This is a genomic window from Anabaena sp. AL09 (genome assembly GCF_001672255.1).
Classification (GTDB): Bacteria; Cyanobacteriota; Cyanobacteriia; order Cyanobacteriales; family Nostocaceae; genus Dolichospermum; species Dolichospermum lemmermannii.
On sequence record NZ_LJOQ01000074.1, the window covers coordinates 1 to 18,931 of the forward strand.

At 40.3% G+C, this 18,931-nt stretch carries 20 protein-coding genes; 8 read left to right on the forward strand and 12 right to left on the reverse strand.

The features are described 5' to 3' along the window. Window positions 1-94: 94 nt before the first annotated feature. Window positions 95-748: a MotA/TolQ/ExbB proton channel family protein gene (locus tag AN490_RS13860; protein ID WP_300004271.1), complete on the forward strand. Its 654-nt coding sequence runs from the start codon at window positions 95-97 to the stop codon at window positions 746-748. After that, window positions 732-1,136, forward strand: a complete 405-nt coding sequence (locus AN490_RS13865) for a biopolymer transporter ExbD (protein ID WP_213710514.1) — start codon at window positions 732-734, stop codon at window positions 1,134-1,136. The genes AN490_RS13860 and AN490_RS13865 overlap by 17 nt, the downstream gene beginning before the upstream one ends. Before the next feature lie 229 nt (window positions 1,137-1,365). On the opposite strand, the gene lpxD is transcribed toward AN490_RS13865, so the two are convergent. The 3 genes from lpxD to rd all read right to left on the reverse strand — a co-directional run bounded on the left by lpxD (window position 1,366) and on the right by rd (window position 3,918). After that, window positions 1,366-2,400 (reverse strand): UDP-3-O-(3-hydroxymyristoyl)glucosamine N-acyltransferase, encoded by a 1,035-nt coding sequence (gene lpxD / locus AN490_RS13870; RefSeq protein ID WP_300004275.1) that lies wholly within the window; start codon window positions 2,398-2,400, stop codon window positions 1,366-1,368. 75 nt (window positions 2,401-2,475) lie between these two features. Continuing rightward, complete coding sequence (locus tag AN490_RS13875) at window positions 2,476-3,717, reverse strand: NAD(P)/FAD-dependent oxidoreductase (protein ID WP_300004398.1); 1,242 nt, start codon at window positions 3,715-3,717, stop codon at window positions 2,476-2,478. Between the two features lie 36 nt (window positions 3,718-3,753). Further along, a complete protein-coding gene (rd, locus tag AN490_RS13880) occupies window positions 3,754-3,918 on the reverse strand; it encodes a rubredoxin (protein WP_300004278.1) in 165 nt (54 codons plus the stop codon). A gap of 326 nt (window positions 3,919-4,244) precedes the next feature. On the opposite strand from rd, the gene AN490_RS13885 reads away from it, so the two are divergent. Next, window positions 4,245-4,850 carry a DUF4360 domain-containing protein gene (locus tag AN490_RS13885; protein WP_148762725.1) on the forward strand — a complete coding sequence of 202 codons (606 nt, stop codon included), beginning with the start codon at window positions 4,245-4,247 and terminating at the stop codon, window positions 4,848-4,850. Between the two features lie 239 nt (window positions 4,851-5,089). On the opposite strand, the gene AN490_RS13890 is transcribed toward AN490_RS13885, so the two are convergent. Then, entirely contained in the window at window positions 5,090-5,284 is a 195-nt protein-coding gene (locus AN490_RS13890) for a hypothetical protein (RefSeq protein WP_148762727.1), read from the reverse strand. 368 nt (window positions 5,285-5,652) lie between these two features. Here AN490_RS13890 and AN490_RS13895 point away from each other — a divergent pair, with 368 nt between their 5' ends. After that, window positions 5,653-6,219, forward strand: coding sequence for an SRPBCC family protein (locus AN490_RS13895; protein WP_300004291.1), 567 nt, complete (start codon window positions 5,653-5,655; stop codon window positions 6,217-6,219). Between the two features lie 252 nt (window positions 6,220-6,471). Here AN490_RS13895 and AN490_RS13900 read toward each other — a convergent pair whose 3' ends face one another. The 4 genes from AN490_RS13900 to AN490_RS13915 all read right to left on the reverse strand — a co-directional run bounded on the left by AN490_RS13900 (window position 6,472) and on the right by AN490_RS13915 (window position 7,586). Next, window positions 6,472-6,645 (reverse strand): type II toxin-antitoxin system RelE/ParE family toxin, encoded by a 174-nt coding sequence (locus tag AN490_RS13900; RefSeq protein ID WP_300004293.1) that lies wholly within the window; start codon window positions 6,643-6,645, stop codon window positions 6,472-6,474. A gap of 27 nt (window positions 6,646-6,672) precedes the next feature. After that, entirely contained in the window at window positions 6,673-6,915 is a 243-nt protein-coding gene (locus AN490_RS13905) for a type II toxin-antitoxin system Phd/YefM family antitoxin (protein ID WP_300004295.1), read from the reverse strand. 205 nt (window positions 6,916-7,120) lie between these two features. Beyond that, entirely contained in the window at window positions 7,121-7,339 is a 219-nt protein-coding gene (locus tag AN490_RS13910) for a type II toxin-antitoxin system HicA family toxin (RefSeq protein ID WP_300004297.1), read from the reverse strand. A 1-nt stretch (window position 7,340) separates the two neighbouring features. Continuing rightward, the gene (locus AN490_RS13915; RefSeq protein WP_300004299.1) at window positions 7,341-7,586 is read right to left on the reverse strand and encodes a type II toxin-antitoxin system HicB family antitoxin; all 246 of its coding nucleotides are present in this window, start codon (window positions 7,584-7,586) and stop codon (window positions 7,341-7,343) included. Between the two features lie 535 nt (window positions 7,587-8,121). Here AN490_RS13915 and AN490_RS13920 point away from each other — a divergent pair. Together AN490_RS13920 and AN490_RS13925 are read left to right on the forward strand one after the other, a co-directional pair. Continuing rightward, window positions 8,122-8,439, forward strand: a complete 318-nt coding sequence (locus AN490_RS13920; protein ID WP_300004301.1) for a hypothetical protein — start codon at window positions 8,122-8,124, stop codon at window positions 8,437-8,439. A gap of 35 nt (window positions 8,440-8,474) precedes the next feature. Further along, entirely contained in the window at window positions 8,475-8,786 is a 312-nt protein-coding gene (locus AN490_RS13925; RefSeq protein ID WP_300004302.1) for a hypothetical protein, read from the forward strand. Window positions 8,787-9,088: 302 nt separating this feature from the next. Here AN490_RS13925 and clpB read toward each other — a convergent pair whose 3' ends face one another. The 4 genes from clpB to btpA form a co-directional block, all read right to left on the reverse strand. Beyond that, window positions 9,089-11,707, reverse strand: coding sequence for an ATP-dependent chaperone ClpB (gene clpB / locus AN490_RS13930; RefSeq protein ID WP_271822497.1), 2,619 nt, complete (start codon window positions 11,705-11,707; stop codon window positions 9,089-9,091). A gap of 446 nt (window positions 11,708-12,153) precedes the next feature. Then, complete coding sequence (locus AN490_RS13935) at window positions 12,154-12,420, reverse strand: zinc ribbon domain-containing protein (RefSeq protein ID WP_300004306.1); 267 nt, start codon at window positions 12,418-12,420, stop codon at window positions 12,154-12,156. 41 nt (window positions 12,421-12,461) lie between these two features. After that, the gene (locus AN490_RS13940) at window positions 12,462-13,451 is read right to left on the reverse strand and encodes a vitamin K epoxide reductase family protein (RefSeq protein ID WP_300004308.1); all 990 of its coding nucleotides are present in this window, start codon (window positions 13,449-13,451) and stop codon (window positions 12,462-12,464) included. 162 nt (window positions 13,452-13,613) lie between these two features. After that, window positions 13,614-14,426: a photosystem I biogenesis protein BtpA gene (btpA, locus tag AN490_RS13945; RefSeq protein ID WP_300004310.1), complete on the reverse strand. Its 813-nt coding sequence runs from the start codon at window positions 14,424-14,426 to the stop codon at window positions 13,614-13,616. Window positions 14,427-15,842: 1,416 nt separating this feature from the next. On the opposite strand from btpA, the gene rimO reads away from it, so the two are divergent. Next, window positions 15,843-17,198, forward strand: a complete 1,356-nt coding sequence (rimO, locus tag AN490_RS13950) for a 30S ribosomal protein S12 methylthiotransferase RimO (protein WP_168652408.1) — start codon at window positions 15,843-15,845, stop codon at window positions 17,196-17,198. A gap of 65 nt (window positions 17,199-17,263) precedes the next feature. After that, window positions 17,264-18,829 carry a DEAD/DEAH box helicase gene (locus tag AN490_RS13955; RefSeq protein WP_168652409.1) on the forward strand — a complete coding sequence of 522 codons (1,566 nt, stop codon included), beginning with the start codon at window positions 17,264-17,266 and terminating at the stop codon, window positions 18,827-18,829. Window positions 18,830-18,931 lie beyond the last annotated feature (102 nt).

The window sequence follows — 18,931 nt, forward strand, 5'->3', positions numbered from 1 at the left end:
GGATACCACCTTCACTAACTCAGTTGGTGATGTTATACTAGATATTCACGATATCTCAGATGTCGGGGAATGTCTCGGTTAAAAGTATCAGTCAATGGAAATTAGTAACTTATTCAAAGCCGGTGGCGTAGTTATGTGGCCACTGCTATTTTTTTCGGTTTTAGGAATCACTCTCATTCTGGAACGGATTACGTTTTGGATAGGAATTAGTGGCCGTCAGAATCGCGTAGTCAAGCAGGTGTTAAGTTTTTATCGTCAAGGTAATGTAGTTACCTCTCTAGATATACTACACAAAAATGCTGATTTACCGATTGCGCGAATTTTTATGGCGGCTTTAGAATTGGAAGAACCCAACCCAGAGGAATTCCGCTTGGCTTTAGAAAGTGAGGCCCAGGCAGAAATCCCGTTATTAAAAAGGTTTCAAAATATTTTTGATACAATTATTGGTTTAGCTCCCTTGCTGGGATTATTAGGGACAGTTTTGGGTTTAATTGGCTCTTTTGCATCATTAAATATTGGTGATGTCGGTGGGACAAAAACCGCTGGTGTTACCGCTGGGATTAGTGAAGCCTTAGTATCCACAGCATCGGGATTAGTCGTAGCTATTATTACCTTGTTTTTTGCGAATAGCTTTCGGGGAATGTATTTGCGACAAATTGCTTGGATTCAAGAATATGGTGGTCAGTTAGAATTGCTTTATCGTCGTCACTATGAAAGAGGGGATAGATCCTATGCGTCTACCAGATGAACCGGATGTTCCAGCCCAGATTAATATTGTGCCGATGATTGATGTCATCTTTGCTATTTTGACATTTTTTATTATGTCCACTTTATTTTTACATCGTTCTGAAGGATTGCCAGTTAATTTACCTAAAGCAGCAACAGCCAAAGCCCAATCATCAGCCGCACCAATTACCGTTACTGTAGATTCAGCAGGGAATGTGAGTTTAAATCGCCAGCCAGTAACTTTGGAAACTTTACCAGTAAAGGTACAGGAATTAATGGGCAAAAATACGGAAGTGGTAGTGATTATCAATGCCGATCAAAGTGCTACTCATGGTCAAGTCGTGGTAGTGATGGATCGGGTGCGGCAGGTAAAAGGAGCAAGATTAGCAATTGCCACACAAGCACCTTAACAGGTTAGTGATCAGAGTAGCAACTGCGTGGGGTTCTTTTTAGGAACTACGGTCAGAAACGGTAAGTTCTACCGAGATTGTCTGTGGAGCGGGCAAACAAGATTGGAAGTCATTCTAAGACCGCGATGAAGCAGGAAATAAACACTAAGATTATCGCTGTCCAGATGTGTCTAGACTTTGGTAATTTTGGGTAAGTTTTATAGAACGGAATCTCATTCTTTATTGACAATTATTCATCACCTGATTTGCGTTTTAATTGTTTAAAGAATTGATATATTTCTGGCAAGCGATTATAAATTACTGCTGCCTTGATGTACACTTTGTGCGGCATTGCTGGAGTACCTGAGACAATTTCCCCCGGTGCGACATTGCCGTGAATACCAGTTTGAGCAGAGGCGATCGCCCCATCCCCGATTTTAGCTTGATTGGCAATTCCCACTTGTCCAGCTAAAATTACCCGATTTCCTAGTCTTACCCCTCCCGCCATGCCTACTTGACCTGCTATGGCACAACCAGCCCCAATTTGACTACCATGTCCTATCTGGACTAAATTATCAATTTTAGTATCTTTGCCCACCCTGGTTTCCCCCACAGCGGGACGGTCTATGGCTGTATGACAACCTACTTCTACCCTATCTTCTAAAACTGTATAGCCTGATTGTTCCATTTTAAACCAACCGGTGCGGGTAGGCACAAAGCCAAATCCCTCTGCACCAATGACAGCACCGCTATGAATAACGCAATCTGCACCGATTTGGCTGCGTTCGTGGATGGTACAATTAGCGTGTAGGGTAGTGCGATCGCCTATTTTGACTTCTGGATAAATGACAACATTGGGATGAATAATGGCATAATTGCCAATTTCCACAGCTTCAGAAATGACAACATGAGCGCCAATATAAACATCATCACCAATTTTGGCGGTGGGGTGAATGACCGCGCTGGGGTGAATTTCGGGAGTAGGATGGTAGGGTTGATAAAATAGAGCGATCGCTTTTGCAAACACCAGTCTTGGTTCTTTCGTTGTTAACCAAGCTATCCCCTTTTCTGTGGCTTGATTCTGCAATTTTTCATCTGGGGGTAAAATTACAGCGCTCGCACTGGTAGAATTGAGCAATGAAGCAAATTTAGAGCCTTCTATATAGCTGAGAGTTCCAGATGTCGCTTCGTCTAGGGCTGCAATTCCAGTAATTTCTAAATCATTGTCAAGGCTACTTTGGGTAATATAATCACCCAGTTGATTGAGAATTTCACTAAATTTCATATTGATTTGCTAACACGATTTATAGATTTTTGTTTCGCGCCCAGACGCAAAGGAGCAAAGGCGCAAAGGAAGAAATTAGTTATCTTCTGTTGATTTTGTCATGGATTGACCGGCTAAGTAGGCTGTTGTCCAAGCACTTTGGAAGTTAAAGCCACCTGTAACACCATCAATATCTAATATCTCACCGGCAAAATGCAAGCCGGGGACTATTTTACTTTCCATTGTTTTGAAGTTGACTTCTTTGAGGTTGACTCCTCCACAGGTGACAAATTCTTCTTTAAATGCGCCTTTACCTGTAATTAGGTATTCTCCTTGGGAGATTTCTAGGACTAGTTGATTTAGGGTTTTGTTGGATATGGTTGCCCAACGTTCTTCTGTGGGAATATGGGTACGATTGATAAGATATTGCCAAAGCCGATGTGGTAAGTCTACACCACGATGGAGGGCGATCGCTTTTTGTCCCCATTCAGCTTTGACTGTTAAAAGTTTTTGTCTCACTTCCTCTTGGGATAAATCTGGCAACCAATTAATCAATAATTTATGTTGATAGCGGTTTTCATGGAGAATTCTCGCCCCCCAAGCCGAAAGTTTCAATACTGCTGGACCACTCACACCCCAATGGGTAATTAACAATGGGCCTGTTTGTTGGAATGGGGTTTTTCCAGTCCCAGGTAAGCGCAGATTTACAGAATTAACACTAATTCCTGCTAATTCCCGCAGTTGAGGATCTGCAATATTAAAGGTGAACAAAGAAGGTACAGGGGGTTGGATGTCATGACCTAATTCTCTAGCGATTTTATAACCTGCTAAACTGCTACCTGTAGCCAAAAGTAAGCAATCGCATTCTTTCGTTTCTCCCGATTTGAGCAGAATTTCAAACCCGGCATTTTTGCGAGTGACAGCGGTAACAGGTGTGCCAATACAAAGTTCTATTTTGGCATCAAAAGTCGCCTTAATTAAACATTCAGCAATGGTTTCTGCACGATCTGTAATTGGGAACATCCGGCCATCAGCTTCCGTTTTTATATTCACCCCATGTTCCGTAAACCAAGCTATGGTGTCTAGAGGTTGAAACCGGGTAAATGCACCCAACAGGGCTTTACCACCTCTAGGATAATTCTGAACTAAAATTTTGGGTTCAAAACAAGCATGAGTAACGTTACAACGTCCTCCACCGGAAATGAGAACTTTCGCCAAAGGTTGACGACTAGCTTCGATTAAAGTAACCTGGGCTTGAGGATTAGCTTCAGCACAAGCGATCGCACCAAAGAATCCCGCCGCCCCACCACCAATAACTACAATTTGCAAGGATAACAACTTCAAAATCAAAAGTTTCTGTAATATCCATCCATATTACTCTTCGTATAACTCAAAGTCATCTTTTTGGGCACTACAAACTGGACAACCCCAATGATCTGGAATATCTTTAAAAGCTGTTCCTGGTGCTATACCGCTATCTTCATCACCTGCTTCTGGGTCATAGATATAACCACAAACCTTACATATATATTTTGTCATTTTTATACACCTTAATAATTAATTCAAAAACATTAATCTGTGACAGTTGGGGTTGCTGAATGAGAATGATAGAAAAAGTTAAGTTTGTTTGCTAATTTGGTTTTAAGGGAACAAATTCACCCTAACGTCAGCCTTGATGTTCATAAGGTTGTGATAAGTAATCAGACAAAATTAATTACATATTAATTATCTGCCAATCCTTAATTACTAAAGGATTTCAGAGCAAATTTTTGTGTAATTATTTTGTCCAATTACTTAACAACAACTTTCCTTCGACCGTTGACATTTGTAATAACACTACTGAAAATACTCAAAACACATAAGTTATGAATCATCAAAATTTCCAGAATAAATCTATCAAGTTTGTACAAGCTTCTCTGGCTGCCGCTGCACTGATGATAGCTTCTGTCGGGCCTGCCTTTGCTGACAGCAAAGTTAAAATCGTAGGTGCAGGATATGGTGGTAATGGTTGCCCTGAAGGATCTGCTAGTGTCAACGTTAGTCCCGATGGTCAAGAGCTAAGTATTCTATTTGATCAATTTATCGCTCTGGGAAATAAATCATCAGAAGCACGCAAAAGCTGTAATTTGAGCATTCCGATTCAAGTACCCCAAGGGTTTCAAATTTCCCTCTACGATGCTGATTATCGGGGCTATGTTGCTCCCGGTACAACGGGGAAACTAAGAGCAGAATACTTTTTTGCCGGTCAGCGTGGCCCCGTCTTTTCTAGAACCTTTAGAGGGGAAACTGAGTACAACGTTCGAGATAAATTAGTGACTGTAGGTGATGTCTGGTCAGCCTGTGGTGATAGTGTAAATATGCGGGTGAATGCTGCGATGATCGCTAGTGGTCAAGGGATGGCCACTGTCGACTCTTTTGATCTCGCCCATCGCGGTTTAGTTTACCACGTGAAATATCGTCAGTGTCGGTAATTAATACTGACTCCTCGCTTGAAAAAGCGGGGATTTGATGATCATAGGACTTACGCATTGACAGATTTGATAAAATTTGATTTGTGGGTTTTATCTCTTGTCGGGTGCATCATACCCGATAATTTGCCCACAATTAACAAAGTTTTTTCATCTGAATAACCCTAGTAATATGCCAAAAATAATTAATTTTGATTAATGCAGATGATATCTAATTTGTCTAGTGCGTAAGTCCTAAATAGTTAAAAACGCCACCATCTTCGTTGAAAGTAACTGAAAATTGCCAAAGATATCGCTCCAAAGAACAGTAAAACAATTACACCTCCAGGAAAGAAAGTAAGAATACCCAAGCCTCTGAGTACAAACAAGGATACACTCATACCCAAAAGAATCCCAAAACCCTGGATTAATTTTCCATTTAAAGATGATTGAGTCATTATATTTTTTTCTCAAACCTAATTTATACTGGATGTAGCAATCATAATTTCATTATTGCAATACCTTCGCCAAATTGAAAAAAGCCTTGATTCGTAGGTTGGATTGAGGCACGTTCATGTATCCCTGAAGGGAGGCGTTAGCCATAGTGTGGTGGAGCCATAACCCAACAAATGCGTTGGGTTTCACTTCGTTCAACCCAACCTACAAAAAATGGCGAAGGTACTATTATTGAAAATGAACTTGAGACTAATTATCTGCGAAAACTCCATAAATTGAACTGTAATTAGAATTAAGTGAGTTAAACTCAATGAAATCATCAAGGTTAATCACTTAAAAAGTTACCAAAATCACTATATCTGCATTATATATGTCAACCTCAAATCTTAAAAATGTCGCTTACGCCAAGCTACCTCTATTAGATACCCTTTGGAGTCAAGATCAGCAAAGATTACTCATTCAGGGAGAAGTCTTCACAGAAATTCGCTCTCATACTAACTGGGGTGGTGCTGTTACCGCTTGTATGTATGTACCACTAGTTAGATCCCATGTCTGGCAACAAATTACAGATTACCCCCGTTGGGTACAATATTTTCCCGATGTTACTAAAAGCGAAGTTATATCTAGAGGTGATGTTAAACGGCTGTATCAAGCGGCACAAAAAGCTTTTTTATTTTTTACAGCCCAAGTAGAAATTTATCTGAGTGTGGTGGAAGTATTAGGACAGCAAATCCACTTTCAGATGGAAAAAGGCTCATTTACAGATTTTCACGCCAAGTTAGAACTTAAAGATATGGGTAATGGTACTCTCTTAGCTTATACGGTACAAGCCACTCCCAATATTCCCATCCCCTCAATTTTTATTGAACAAGCAATGAATTTGGAGTTACCAGCAAATCTATGTAAAATGCGACAGGTGCTTTGTAATCATCAATAATAGCAAATTTTTGGAAGAACCTGGTTCTTCATTTTAAGTTGGGTTATTTTCCCCCGCACCCTATGTGGGTTTGAAACTATTAATTCTCTCATTTACAGCGATTTCCAGTCATATAAGGTACATCCTAGCCCCCTCATCGCTTGCGGGTTGGGGGTGGGGTTCTTGTTCCAGGTTTGATGACAATTTGCTGTAAGTAAATTTTTTATTTGCTTTCACTGATAACCGATTTGTAGCTTAATTTGATACTAATGGTCACTTTTCTGGTGCGATCGGACAACGGTGAGGCATGGAAGCAAGAGTATCAATTGCAGTAAGTAATCCATTAAACCAATTAGCCCTATTTACAGGAGAATCTTGAGAAATCCACAAATAAAATTCCTCCGCATCGTCTAGTGCTATTGGAGTAATTCTAACGAGGTATTTCATGCTTTAACCGTAATTCTTCTAATGCTTCTACCGTCTTTTGTCTTTTCCAGCAGCGGCTTCAGCTATGCCTTGACGAATTTTTGCGGCTGACCTTGCTAATTCTAACTCATCGAGTAATTCTTGATAAGATGTTGCATCCTGCATGATCACGGATGCTTTACCATTAACGGTGAGAATAATTGGTTTATGACTCGACTGTATTTGTTCAATAAACTGTCTAGCATTGCGCTGAAAGTCTGAAAGGGGGTAAATTTCCCGTGCATCAAGCATTATTGTTACTCTCCATGAAATTCTCATGATATTTCATGTTAACTTATCGGTGTAAAAATTTCAAGCACAAAAGAACACTGGATAAAAAGGGTTATTTCATCAACAACTGCCTTTTCTACTATGACAAGTAAGTACAAAACAGAGAAATGCAGTTCATGAGTTAGGGAAGTGAACCGTTATAGTTTATAAAGAAGAGCGATCGCGTTTATCCTCCTAACCATTCTTCTCTTGAAACACCTGCTTGTCGTAATACTCTTGATAACAAACTCACACTAATATCACCTTCATGGGGGTTAGGAATAATCACAGTTACCTCACCCCGTCGCATTTGTGGATGTCTCCCACCAGCATAGGGACCTTCAAAACCCAACTCACGCAAACGCTTTACCAAATCATTCCAAGAAACAGGCGTTAATCTAGGCATTTTATACAAGCTGTGTAATTTGATTTAAGTTAATATCCTCAATTAGAGGAATATCTAAACCTAAACGTAAACGCAAAGCTAACCAATCACTTAACGCTTCTTTTAACTCACGCCGACAACCTTCTAATGTTTTGTAATTTGCCCATACTCCCTGTAAACCTGGAATTTCACCCCAATAAGTACCATCATCTTCAATAATTTCATAAACTGCTAATTCCATTGCTTTATCAATGTAACTTGCCAGCATTTTTACTATTTCCTTATAGATTAAAATCAACTGTCATTAAATGATATCATAAATCGCTTACCTCGTTTAAAAATTAATAGGCACAAATTAAATTTTTTATCACAATTAAACATTTTAATTTGTCCAGTCATAAAGCATTAAGTCAGGGGGTTATTTCCACAACTCCCTTTCTCAGTGCGATGCTTTATCTGAATTGTGCTTAATTTTACTAAAAAACTTTTAATCTATGTCTTTAGACAGATTGACATGGGTTCGATAAACTTTTAAAATCACATTCGATTTAGTGTCATTGAATACAACAAATTTTAGCCTAGTTATTCTAGTTGCTATTTTTTGTATCAAAAATTGACAAACAATATTATTTGGCTCTACCTCTTCTTATGCTAAAAAATTAGCAACAAGTATGACTCTTAGATTTTGGCTAACAACTGTCTGTAGTACAATAGTATCCGTTACTACTTTGTATTTTGGTCTAAATTATTCAAAATTTTGCTTTAAGCAAATGCGCTATCTAAGTGACAAAGAAAAAATTCAGATGGCATTCAATTATCAAAATAACAGAGAACGTATCCCAATAGAAACCGTAGATAAAGGAACTCAGTATTATAGGCAAATTAGGTACGATAATTTTGAGGAATTTATCCAAAAAAATCAGAATTGCTGCCAAGTAAATCCTGGGGGAGGATATGACCTTCCACCGGCTAATTTTTTAGATCGCATCACTGGATATAATTCTGGTGATGCCATAGTTCTTAATTTTGAAGTCCGTTATCTGGATGATAAAGGTAGTCAAAAATCAAAAATAATTAAGTTTGAAAATGCACCACAAAATTGTGGTGCAATCCGATGGTAAAACGTAAAATGTGAAATTAATAATGGAGGGTCATCATGGCAAATTTAACACCAGCAGAAATTACCAATTTGTATTTGTATGGAACTAAATCAACTCCTAGTAATCTTGTTGATGATAAACTGATTCGTCCTGCAACACTACCTGTGCCAACTTCAGTTGGAGTAGACAAAAATGATTTTATGAAAAGTGTTGGCAGGTTTGCAGTAGGAGCGAAGTTTGAGCTTGTAAAAAAATTTTTCTATCCAGGTTTTTTCAATCCGACAATCCCTACTGGAACTTATACTAAGCAACAGTTAGCAGCTAAATTTGGGATAAAGAACTTTGGATGGGTTATGGTTTTACGTTAAGTTGACACCAATGATCACTGCTAAACTGCGGTAATTCACAAGGTTTTCCCGTCTATCTCACGCAGAGGCGCAGAGTCTCAGAGAGTAAGAATTTGATATTTTTAGATCCCTTTGAAAAGGGGGTTAGGGGTGATCTGTAAGTGCCTAAAATCACAACCTAAAACTTTTCAAACAACCTCTTAAAACCCACTCTGGTTAACTCAAAATCAAAAATTATCCTACTTACGCCAAAGTAGTCGGTTTTAACCGACTTTAGCTTTTAGACAGGGAATTTATTCCCTGACTTGAAGGGACTCTCAAATCTAACCTGTAAACACTTCTGCGGGTAAGCGATTAAAGGCAAGACGCTCATTTTGGACATCTACAAAAATGGTGTCACCGTCGCTGAAATCACCGCGTAAAATGGCTTTGGCTATTTGGGTTTCTAGTTCCCGCTGAATAGCTCTTTTTAATGGTCTTGCCCCAAAAACGGGATCATATCCTACTTCGGCTAAAAAGTCAAGGGCAGAACTGGATAATTTCAAAGATATTTTCCGGTCAGTTAATCTTTGTTTTAACCTATCTACTTGTAACTGAACAATATTCCGCAATTCGGATTTTTGTAAACTGTGGAAAATAATCAATTCATCCAAACGGTTTAAGAATTCTGGACGGAAACTACTTCGCATTGCTTCCATCACACGATTACGCATTTCATCGTAACGAGTATCATCTCCAGATATATCTAGGATATATTGAGAACCGATGTTACTGGTCATGATGATAATACTATTTTTAAAGTCTACTGTGCGACCTTGGGCATCTGTCACCCTACCATCATCAAGGATTTGCAGGAAAATATTAAATACGTCGGGGTGGGCTTTTTCGATTTCGTCAAATAAAATCACCGCGTAGGGACGACGACGAATGGCTTCGGTTAATTGTCCTCCTTCTTCATAACCGACATAGCCAGGAGGCGCACCAATTAAACGGGAAACATTATGTTTATCCATATATTCGGACATATCAATCCGCACCAAAGCTTCCTCTGTATCAAACATATAAGCAGCTAGGGCTTTAGCGAGTTCGGTTTTACCGACACCAGTTGGACCGAGGAAGACAAAACTCGCAATGGGACGGTTGGGGTCAGAAAGTCCAGCGCGAGAACGTTGAATGGCATCTGCGACAGCGGTAACGGCTTCATGTTGACCGACAACCCGGTGATGTAATTCATCTTCTAAATGCAGGAGTTTTTCTTTTTCTGATTCGACTAATTTATTCAGGGGAATCCCTGTCCATTTAGAAATGATTTCGGCAATATCGGCTTCTGTAACTTCTTCGCGTAATAGTGATTTTCCGGTTTTTTGAGTTTGAGAAAGTTCGGTTTCTACGGCTTGTAATTGCCGATGTAAGTCTGTTAATTTGCCATATTTTAATTCCGCAGCCCGGTTAAGATCGTAGTCTCTTTCGGTTTGTTGAATTTCTAAATTAACTCGGTCAATTTCTTCTTTAATTGATTGAATTTTGGTGATAATCCCTTTTTCAGATTGCCATTGTGTGCTAAGGGTTCTTTGATCTTCTTTGAGGTCAGCGAGTTCTTTTTCTAATCTTTCTAAACGCTCACGGGAAGCAGGATCACTTTCTTTTTGTAAAGAGAGTTTTTCCATTTCTAATTGCAGGATTTTCCGATCTATTTCGTCCAGTTCTTCGGGTTTGGAGGTAATCTCCATCTTGAGTCTAGCAGCGGCTTCATCTACTAAATCAATGGCTTTGTCGGGCAGAAAGCGATCGCTAATATAACGATTAGAGAGAGTGGCCGCAGCGACGAGGGAACTATCAGAAATTCTCACCCCGTGATGGACTTCATAACGTTCTTTCAAACCGCGTAAAATGGAAATTGTATCTTGAACGTTGGGCTGATCTACATAAACTTGTTGAAAGCGTCTTTCTAAAGCGGCATCTTTTTCCAAATATTTGCGGTATTCATCCAAAGTTGTCGCCCCAATACAGCGTAATTCACCTCGTGCTAACATTGGTTTTAATAAATTTCCCGCATCCATAGCCCCTTGGCTTGCACCTGCACCGACAACAGTATGAATTTCATCAATAAACAATACAATATTCCCACCAGATTCGGTGACTTCTTTTAATACGGCTTTGAGACGTTCTTCAAATTCACCTCGGAATTTTGCTCCCGCAATTAAAGCCCCCATATCTAAACTGATGAGTTTCCGATCTTTGAGAGATTGGGGAACATCACCCGCTACAATGCGCTGTGCCAAACCTTCCGCAATTGCCGTTTTCCCCACGCCAGGTTCACCAATTAAAACCGGGTTATTTTTGGTTCTGCGGGAGAGAATTTGTACTGTGCGGCGAATTTCATCATCACGACCGATTACGGGGTCTAATTGACCTTTGCGAGCGGCTTCTGTGAGGTCACGTCCGTATTTTTCCAGTGATTGATATTTGCCTTCTGGATTTTGGTCAGTCACTTTTTGTTTCCCCCGAATTTCTTTAATGATATTTTTGAGTTTGTTTTCATCTAAACCAAATTCTTGCAGTAAACTTTTGCCAAACCGATCATCTTTGGCGTAACCTAACAATAAATGTTCAATAGAAATAAATTCGTCTTTAAATTCTTGACGATATTTTTCTGCCCGATCTAATAATGTATCTAAACTGCGTCCTAAATAAACAGAAGCACTAGTCCCCGATACTTTGGGTTGACGTTGGATAAATTGCTCGGTGCGATCTCGAACTTTTTGCAAATTTGTGCCAGCTTTAGTGAAAATGGCGCTGGCTAGTCCTTCCTGTTCCAGCAACCCTTTCATCAGATGTTCACTTTCTAGCTGCTGTTGCTGATACTGTTTAGCGACATCGGGTGTATGAGCGATCGCTTCCCAGGCTTTTTCTGTAAATTGATCAGGGTTGGTCGGCTGCATAAGCTTTTAGAATAACAAACTACTGTCTAATACGATGATTGTAAAAATATCTGGGCTAATAGCTAGATCGGTCTTCACGTCTTTAAAATGTAGTATTATTGCCCAATCTCAGATAACTGTTGCTGTATTCCCTCACATCTTAGTGGAATATTATGAACTACCCGCACTAATCTGACGGTACAGTGTGGGCTTCCTGTCCAACAGAAAGGGCATTAGTAGATTTCTTTCGTCCTCTATTACTGTAACTTACATCTGGGCGACAGGCTTGAATTTAAAATTAATGTCAAACATGAATAAGTAGCCAAAACCGTATATTTACTTAAATACAATAATTAATATCTAATCTAAATTTTACGTAAATACTTAGTAGGGGTTTAGCATTGTGCTAAACCCCTACACTCGATGTTTAATTATTGATTTTTTGGATGTAGTCTGATCTGATACTTTTAACCGAGACATTCTCCGACATCGTGAACATCCAGTATAACATTACCAACTGAGTTGATAAAGGTGGTATCCCACATTGCCTTGAGGAAAATCCCCACGGCTCGATTAAAATCTCGCGGTATTTCATAACCGCAATTAGGGCAAACAAAGTTCTTAGAACTACCAAGTTTTCTATGAACGTGACCACATTTAGTACAGGTCTTTGATGTATATTCTTCAGTTATTCTCACTAAGAAAGGAACCGTAACGGTTACACAAATGCTCAAGAGTTTGAGAGAACTGATAGAATGCCCAAGTCATCATTGCTCTAGCGGAAATATTTAAAGTTTTTCGGACCTGTATAACCAGTGATCTTTCCTAATTCCTCTAGAGTCTGCACTCCGCTATAGATTTTACCATTAATAACCCAACTTGGGAAACCTTCGATTTTTGCAGCTTTACATAATTCTGGTTTACCTTTGGGACTATCACCAGCACATTCTACTGTAGAACTTTCACTCATGATTGTATAAGCTTCTTTGCCAAAAAGTAGCTTCTGTTCGTGACAGTGTGGACACCAATAAGCTACATATTCCTTAGCACCAACTTTAACAAGATGTTGAGCTAAAGCAATCTCCGCTTCACCAGATTTAGTGGTAATTTCCCAGCCAAATTGAGGATTTGGTTGTTCTTTAGGAGTAAAGGTAATTGCTGTGGGTTTACCATCAGTTGATTCAGTAATATTACTTAATGGGCTGACTTGAGAATAAACTCCTAAAGTCCCAATTAGCGTTACCATTGCCACAATCAAAGCCGTAAATAAAAGTTGTCCAATATCTTCCCAATCCTTACCTGTAACAGTTAGCACTAACATAGTTAATGCAAATAAGGCAGAGGCAATACAGTAAGGACAAATAGCTTTGAGTTGAAATGCCAGGACATACATTAAGTATCCACTAAAAACTGACATAGCGATCGCTCCCACAAACAGCAACCACCAAGTCAAATTTTCCAGTTGTTTCTGACCTTTGTGATTTTCCCCTGTGTTCAATGCTAAGGGAGCTAAAGCCAGTATCAACATCCCAATGTATGCCAACAAACCAAATAAAGGTAATGGTTGACCTAAAACCGTAGCCCAAGGACTAGAAAGGACATCCACACAACCCTTAACATTTTCTGCTGTAGTACAAACCGGAGTGCTGCCGGTCAGCTTTTCAAAAGTGAGATAACCTGTATTCAGGATACCAAATCCAGCGATGGTTGCGATCGCCGGACGTGACCATTTATGAATCCAAGGAGTAGAACGACGACGAATCATAATATTGGTGATTGGGGACTGGGAACTGGGGAAGAGAGTCTAAAGATCCTCATAATCATCTAAATCACTGAAATCAAAAGAATCATAGTTTAGACAATTTCTAATCACTGAAATCAAAAGAATCATAGTTTAGACAATTTCTAATCACTGAAATCAAAAGAATCATAGTTTAGACAATAGAGGTCTGCGGGCAGCTTCGACAAATTGACTGACGCGAATCGGATCTATCGGTTGCTGAATTTGACCATAACGTTTCAGAGAACTGGAAACAATCACCCCGTCTGCCGCTTGTAACAAAGTACCCACATTTTCCCAACTTGCACCACTACCAATAAAAACAGGAGTACCAGCAGCAGCATTACTAGCCAGTTCCAAATCCTCTTGGTCAGGAGGACTACCCGTAGCCCAACCAGATAAAATTACCGCATCAGCCAAACCTCGTTCAATAGTATCCTTAACAACAACAGTGAGATGAGGAGAACTTAAAGGACGAGCGTGTTTTACCAAAACATCAGCAAAAATTTTCACATCAGATCCTAATTCTCGCCGATATCGCAGTAATTGATGAGCTTCCCCCTCAATTAATCCTTGGTCAGTTGCCATCACACCCGTGAGAACATTAATTCTGACAAACTGGGCATTAACGCAACTAGCAATAGCGATCGCACTTCTGCCATCATTACGTAACACATTTAACCCTATAGGCACAGTTACTAGATTTTGGATGCGTTGAACAACCACAGTCATAGCACTGACAACGGCTGGATCAACTTGATTTTTGGTAAAAGGGGCATCGAAAAAATTCTCAACTATTATCCCATTTACCCCTCCACTAGCAAGGGCTGTGGCTTCTTGTTCGGCACGGTCAATCACTGCTTTGAGACTACCTCCCCAACGGGCTGAAGTCGGAAGAGGTAGCAGATGTACTACGCCAATAATTGGTGTTCCGGTTTTAAATAACTGATGTAAATCCACGGCTTTAATTTATTTTTGACATACTCACCGGACTGAAGGTGCGGTGATTCTTGACACTTCGCCGGAACACGCCACAAGTGGTCTTATCGTCCCTCCATGTCCGTTTAAAGTCTCCCAATGCCCTATGGCGACTATGACCAAATTTTAACATAAAGCTTTTCGGTCACAGTCTGGAGTCGTTGCCTACCCCCACCCTCCAGACGAGGGGGTAACAAAATGGCATCAATAAATAGACAGCGAGAATCAAACAAAAAAATGTAGATTCCCTGGGCATTGCCGCCGGATGTCTTCTTGTACTAAGATAAATTGCTTTCGGGAACACCGAAACAGATCAGAAATAGTAATTTCACCAATTATCTATTTCCTTGTCTAAACTAGATATAGCAGGTGGCAGTAAAAATTTCACGAATTTGGAGCAATGAATAGGACATCAAATCTTCAGACATCCATTGACATTTACCGACAATAGGTTCATAATATTAAATAGATACGAGAGTTTTGTAGTTGATTTAAAGTCAATAAATATTTTGAGTAACTGTAATAGTTCCGAATAGACTTGAAAAGCTGCAAAGAAAAGTGACAATTACTAATTAAGGTAATTGAGGATTGAAACATTGAACTCGTTGATAGACAATCAAGAGCCATTAGAACATGATTCTAAGGCATATGGGATACCACCTTCACCGACTAAATTGGTGATGCTATACTGGACATTCACGATTTCTCAGATGTCGGGGAATGTCTTGGTTAAAAGTATCAGCGTAGATCCTCACCAGTTTTCTTATGGTCAGGTTGTTGCCTCCTCCTCAAGATGGAAATTAAATTTCCACCTTCCATAAGATATGTTAAGATAGAATATGATAACAAGAGGAGTTTGCCACTCACAAGATGTAAGGCAGCTTCCCGGCATTTAATTGCAAATGTCCGAGTAGCATTACTGCTTGATAGGCGTAGTCGCCAGTGCGATTTCCCCAGTTGGGTAGCGGCTTCTCACAACAGACCTCTTGGTCGGCTTCCCAACGGGTAAATTAACAACGCCCACGCTACGGTAATGCAAAATACCATTAAGCGAATTGTTAAAAATATTATGAGTGTCAGACTTACCCAAAGACACTTGAGATTACCCTGGGAAACAAATTAGTAGAAGTATCATGGCATGGCCTCTATCAATACGATAGACGAAGGTTGTAATTTGGCTTTTACTAGTTAAAGTTGCTAGTTATATAGGTTAAATCTGGTAATTAGTGGCGGGTAGTTGGGTGGAAATTATAGCAAAATTCACCGAGTGAGTTATTAGGTAGAGCTTTAGCAATGCTAAACCCGTATTGATTCGTTTACTTATGATCTGCTGTATTTATTCCCGACCCAATGCTTAAATGTTAATTAACAAGGAAAAACGGAAGACTTATTGAAAATATGGGTGAAAAGCCAACGATTGCCATTTCTCACCTGGGCTGCGAGAAAAATCGAATTGATACAGAACATATGCTAGGGCTGCTAGTAAATGCAGGCTATGGTGTAGATAGTAACGAAGAATTAGCAGATTACGTAATTGTCAATACCTGTAGTTTTATCGAAGCGGCTCGACAAGAATCAGTAAAAACCCTAGTAGAACTAGCGGAAGCCAAGAAAAAAATCGTGATTACTGGCTGCATGGCGCAACACTTTCAAGAACAATTATTGGAAGAATTGCCAGAAGCAGTAGCGGTAGTAGGGACAGGTGATTATCACAAAATTGTGGATGTGATCGAGCGAGCAGAGCGGGGAGAGCGAGTTAAAGAAATTACTGCTGAACCCACTTATATAGCCGACGAAACCACACCCCGTTATCGGACAACCACCGAAGGAGTAGCTTACCTGCGAGTGGCAGAAGGCTGTGATTATCGGTGTGCATTTTGCATTATTCCCCATTTACGAGGAAATCAGCGATCGCGTACCATTGAATCAATAGTTGCCGAAGCCCAACAACTGGCAAGTCAAGGTGTCAAAGAAATAATTCTCATTTCCCAAATCACCACCAATTACGGCTTAGATATTTACGGCAAACCCAAATTAGCCGAATTGCTGCGGGCATTAGGCAAAGTAGATATACCTTGGATTAGGATGCACTACGCCTATCCCACCGGATTAACAGCGGATGTGATTGCAGCTATTCAAGAAACTGCCAACGTTTTGCCATATTTGGACTTGCCACTGCAACATTCCCATCCAGAAATTCTCCGGGCTATGAATCGTCCCTGGCAAGGACAGATCAATGATGGGATTATGGAACGGCTGAAAATTGCCCTACCATCAGCAGTGTTCAGAACCACATTTATAGTTGGTTTTCCTGGAGAAACTCAAGAGCATTTTCAACATTTATTAGAGTTTACCCAACGACATAAATTTGATCATGTTGGTGTTTTTACTTTCTCACCAGAAGAAGGAACTCCTGCCTACAATCTACCCAATCAAATTCCAGCGGCAGTGATGACGGAACGCCGTAATCGCCTAATGGAATTACAACAGCCAATTTCTTTCCAGAAAAATCAACAGGAAGTCGGCAAGATAGTTGATGTCCTGATTGAACAGGAAAATCCCCAAGGTGGAGAATTAATCGGTCGTTCCGGCAGATTTTCTCCCGAAGTTGATGGTCAAGTCTATGTTAAAGGAGAGGCTAGGCTAGGAACCATCGTCAAAGTAGCAATTCAAAGTGCCGATGCCTATGACCTCTATGGTCAAGTTATCAATAGTGATAGATTATCTTCCCATCTGCTATCTGCTGTTGTATAAGACTTAATTTACAAATAAGTATCGGTTTACCAGTCCCAAATTTACAATCAAATCTAGGAGCGTTAATGAATTTATCATTTCAAGAATTAGGCATTTCCCCAGAACGGGCTACATTGTTAGAAGGCATGGGTTTTACTGAACCTACAAATATTCAAACCCAAGCAATTCCTCAACTATTAAATGGTCGGGATGTAGTTGGTCAATCGCAAACAGGAACAGGTAAAACCGCGGCTTTTTCTCTACCAATTTTAGAGCGGTTAGATGAGAACCTCAAAGCTGTACAAGCAATAGTTTTAACCCCAACTCGTGAATTAGCAATTCAAGTTCATGCGGCTGTTTCCCAATTTATTGGTAACAGTTACTTGAAAGCAGCGGCTATTTATGGTGGTCAATCAATTGACCGTCAAATTATGCAACTCAGACGTGGGGCGCAAATCGTTGTCGGGACACCAGGACGGGTCATAGACTTACTAGATCGTGGTAACTTGAAGCTAGATCAAGTCAAATGGTTTGTCTTAGATGAAGCTGATGAAATGTTAAGTATGGGCTTTATTGACGATGTGGAAAGAATTCTTTCCCAAGCCCCCAATGAACGCCAAACAGCATTATTTTCCGCGACAATGCCACCATCAATTCGGATGTTGGTAAATAAATTTTTGAACTCACCGGTGACTGTCACCGTTGAACAACCCAAAGCCGCACCGAATAAAATCAATCAAGTGGCTTACATGATTCCTCGTCATTGGACAAAAGCTAAAGCTTTACAACCAATTCTGGAAATGGAAGATCCAGAAACAGCTTTAATCTTTGTTCGCACCCGCCGCACAGCCGCAGAATTAACCAGTCAATTGCAATCTGCTGGTCATAGTGTGGATGAATATCATGGTGACTTGTCTCAACAAGCGCGGGAACGCCTATTAATCCGTTTCCGTAACCGTCAAGTGCGTTGGGTTGTCGCTACTGATATTGCAGCGCGTGGGTTAGACGTTGACCAACTTTCTCATGTAATCAACTTTGATTTACCTGATAGCGTCGAAACCTATGTTCACCGCATTGGTCGGACTGGTCGGGCTGGAAAAGAAGGAACGGCAATTTCTTTAGTACAATCTTTTGAACGCCGCAAACAACAGGCATTTGAACGCCATAACCGTCAAACTTGGCAAATTCTCTCTATTCCTACCAAGGCGCAGATTGAAGCCCAACATATCCAGAAGTTAAGAGGACAAGTGGCAGAAGCTTTAGCTGGGGAACGGTTAGCTTCCTTCTTGCCGATTATCAGCGAAATGATTGAGGAATATGATGCTCATGCGATCGCTGCGGCTGCTTTACAAATCGCTTACGATCAAACCCGTCCTGCTTGGTTAATATCAGGAGTAGACCTGCCCGTAGACGAAAGCCCAACTCCCAAACCCAGAATTAACAAACGTGGGGATGGTGGAGAACGGGAACGTAGTTCTGGTGGTGGTCGCGGTGGCCGTTCCTCTTGGTCAAAAGAAGGTAGAGGTAACGATGAAAGACGTAGCAGCGGTGGCAGTGGCGGTAGTGCTAAACCAAAGTTAAAAATAGCCTACAATGAACCCTCTTCTACTCCTAGCAATCACAAGTTAGGTTTACCTACGGGTAGAGAATAGATGGGATTTGTTATGAGTGCATCACCATAACAACCTGTTAATACGCTGATTTTATAGCCACTTTCACCTACAGGTTGAAACCTGCGGGCTTGAAGGTGGCTT